At 69.8% G+C, this 3,287-nt stretch carries 3 protein-coding genes; all 3 read left to right on the forward strand.

Annotation, left to right across the window (positions count from 1 at the left end; translation table 11 throughout):
• A partial coding sequence (locus tag B2284_RS08320; protein WP_349676093.1) for a Pls/PosA family non-ribosomal peptide synthetase occupies positions 1 to 1,385 on the forward strand: 1,385 nt, incomplete at its 5' end.
• Positions 1,385 to 2,764 carry a M1 family metallopeptidase gene (locus B2284_RS08325; RefSeq protein ID WP_115296584.1) on the forward strand — a complete coding sequence of 460 codons (1,380 nt, stop codon included), beginning with the start codon at positions 1,385 to 1,387 and terminating at the stop codon, positions 2,762 to 2,764. The genes B2284_RS08320 and B2284_RS08325, both read left to right, overlap by 1 nt.
• A gap of 97 nt (positions 2,765 to 2,861) precedes the next feature.
• Positions 2,862 to 3,287, forward strand: a 426-nt coding sequence (locus tag B2284_RS08330; RefSeq protein WP_286697377.1) for an acyl-CoA thioesterase domain-containing protein, incomplete at its 3' end; no start/stop codon positions are given.

Below are 3,287 nucleotides of genomic sequence, written 5' to 3' on the forward strand. Positions count from 1 at the left end.
CGATTCACGGCGGTCAGGGCTGGCGCGCGTGGACGACCATGCGCATCCTCGACGAGGCCCGCACCTGGCTGTTCCCGCTCTACTCGAGCACGCTGACGCCGAACTGGCTGCGCGCGCTCGGCGCGAAGATCGGACGTGAGGTCGAGGCCTCGACCGTGCTCATGCTGCCGAAGATGGCGGACGTCGGCGAGGGCGCGTTCCTCGCCGACGACACCCTCGTCGCCAACTACGAACTCGGCGGCGGCTGGATTCGCATCGCGCCCGTCAAGGTCGGCAAGGGTGCCTTCATCGGCAACTCGGGCATGGCCGCGCCCGGGCGCAAGGTGCCGAAGCGCGGCCTCGTCGCCGTACTGTCGGCCGCGCCCGCACGCGGGGCGGCGAAGAAGGGCACGAGCTGGCTCGGCTCGCCGCCGCAACGTCTGCGCCGCCAGGCCGGTGAGACGGACGCCTCCCGTACCACCGCGCCGCCGACAAAGCTGCGTGTCGCGCGCGCCGTCGTCGAGGCGCTGCGGATCATCCCGCAGTCGCTGCACTCGGCGCTCATCGCCGGTGCAGCGCTGACGATGCTGTGGGTCGCCGACACGCACTCGTGGTGGCTGGCGGCGCTGACGGCAGGATTCGTGCTCGTCGGTTTCGGCGCGCTCGGCGGGGCGTCCGCCGTCATCGCGAAGTGGCTACTGGTCGGGCGCCTGCGCGTCACCGAATACCCGCTGTGGAGTTCGTTCGTGTGGCGCAACGAACTCGCCGACACGTTCACCGAGGTCGTCGCCGCGCCCTGGCTCATCCGCGCCAACGGCGGCACGCCGGTGCTCAACCTGTGGCTGCGCGCGATGGGAGCGAAGATCGGCCACGGCGTGTGGTGCGAGACGTACTGGTTGCCCGAAGCCGACCTCATCCGCCTCGGCGACGGCGCCTGCGTCAACTCGGGTTGTGTCGTGCAGACTCATCTGTTCCACGACCGCATCCTCGCGATGGACACCGTCACCCTCGGCGCCGGCGCGACGCTCGGCCCGAACAGCGTCGTCCTGCCCGCCGCGAAGATCGGCACACACGCGACCGTCGGGCCGACGTCCCTCGTCATGCGCGGCGAGAGCGTGCCTGACAAGACCCGCTGGCTCGGCAATCCCATCGGCCCGTGGATCGAGGACGAGAACCCCGCCGACGCCCGCCGCGACGGCGGCGAGATGGAAACCGACGACGCCGTCGCGCACGATGACGAAGCGGCGCGCACTTCGCAGGGCGCGACCCACGTCGAGTTCCACGACGAACCGTCCTCACCGGTAGCATCCGACGAACACCCCGGCGACGGGCAGCCCGTCACGAACGGCGCCTCCTTCGAGGGACGCGACGCCACGCCGACCGCACGACCCGAAAGCGATTCCTGATGTTCAGCAGCACTCCGAGCGGCGGCGCCGACCCCTACGTCCCGGGTCACGGCGATCTGGCGTTCGGCGTCGATTCCTACGATCTGACCCTCGACTACACGCCCGCCGGTAACCGTCTCGACGCCACGGCCGTGCTCGCCTGCCGCATCGTCGACGACGTGCCGGAGGCCTCGCTCGACGACGGCGGGGTGCGCCGGATCGAACTCGACCTGCATCACCGGCTCAAGGTCGCGAAGCTGACGGTGTCGGGCGCGAAGATGGCGCGGTTCGGCCAGGAGCGTTCGCGGCTGTTCATCCGGTTCGCGCAGCCGCTCGCGCCGGGCGCGCGCTTCACCGTCACCGTCGCCTACAAGGGTTCGCCCGGTCCGATGCGCGGGCCCGATGGCGACGCGGGCTGGGAGGAGCTGGAGAACGGCGTCATCGTCGCGTCGCAGCCCCACGGTTCGCCGACGTGGTTCCCGTGCAACGACCGTGCCGCGGACAAGGCCGTCTACCGCTTCGCCGTGACGACGGATGCCGAGTACCACGTCGTCGCCAATGGCACTCTGCTGCGCCGCCGTCACACGGGCCGACGTGCGACGTGGACGTACGAGTGCACGGCACCCATGTCTCCGTACCTGGCGACGTTGCAGATCGGGCCGTACCAGACCCGTCAGATCCAGGCGAAGCCGACGGACGTCCGCCTCGTCTTCCCGCCTCGTCTGCGTGAGCCGGTCCGAGAGGCGTTCTCCGACCAGCTGCACATGATCGATTTCTTCTCCTCGCGCTTCGGCGCGTACCCCTTCGCCTCGTACACGGCCGTCATCACCGACGACCCGCTCGAGATCCCCCTCGAGTCGCAGACGTTGTCGACGTTCGGTTCGAACTTCGCGAACCGCGGCTGGGACGCGCAGCGCCTCATCGCGCACGAACTCGCGCACCAGTGGTTCGGCAACGCCGTGACGGCGGCGTCGTGGGAGGACATCTGGCTCCACGAGGGTTTCGCCTGCTACAGCGAGTGGCTGTGGAGCGAGGAGATCCATCTCGGGAGCGCCGACCAGCGGGCGCGCGAGGCGTGGCTGCGCCTGTCGCGGCTGCCGAAGGATCTGCGCCTGCACGATCCGGGCCCGAAGGACATGTTCGACGACCGCGTCTACAAGCGCGGAGCGCTGACGCTGCACGCCCTGCGCCTGACGATGGGTGACGCCGCGTTCTTCACGCTGCTGCAGCGATGGGTGGCCGAGAACACCGGCAAGACGGTGACGACGCAGCAGTTCGTGCGGCTCGCCGACGAGGTGGCTGCCGCAGCCGGCGTCGAACCCGTGGGCGCCCTCATCGCCGAGTGGCTCGAGACCCTCCCCCTGCCGCAGCTGCCTGGGCCAGGCTCCACGCGCGTCTGACCCGCTCGAGCCACTGAATGTGGACAGGAATCGCAGATGGGTACGCGGCGCCGCCACCGAAGCGATCCAGGTCACACCAGATGGGTAGGGTGAGGGCATGCCAGCTGATGCACCTGAGCTTCCCGCGTTCACCCCGCGCGAGGACGTCGACGCCTACTTCATCTCCCGCCTCGGGACCCCCGAAGGAGCCCCCGAGGGCGCGCGCCTGTTCGATCCGACGATCCACGTGCAGGGCGCCTGGAACGAGGGCGAGCAGCACCTCGCCGCGTCGGCAGGGCTCATGGTGCACTGCATCGAACAGCACGAGCCGCGCGACGACATGCAGCTTGCGAAGATCACCTTCGACGTCCTCGGCTTCATCCCGCTGCGTCCGACGCTCGTGTCGGTGCGCACGATCCGCCCCGGCCGCACGATCGAACTCGTCGAAGCGACGTTCAGCGTCGACGGACGAACCATCATCGTCGGGCGCGCGTGGCGTCTGTCGAAGCAGGATTCCTCGCCGGTGGCGGGCGCCGACGTGCCC

It is taken from the genome of Dermacoccus sp. UBA1591, assembly GCF_002322065.1.
GTDB lineage: Bacteria > Actinomycetota > Actinomycetes > Actinomycetales > Dermatophilaceae > Dermacoccus > Dermacoccus nishinomiyaensis.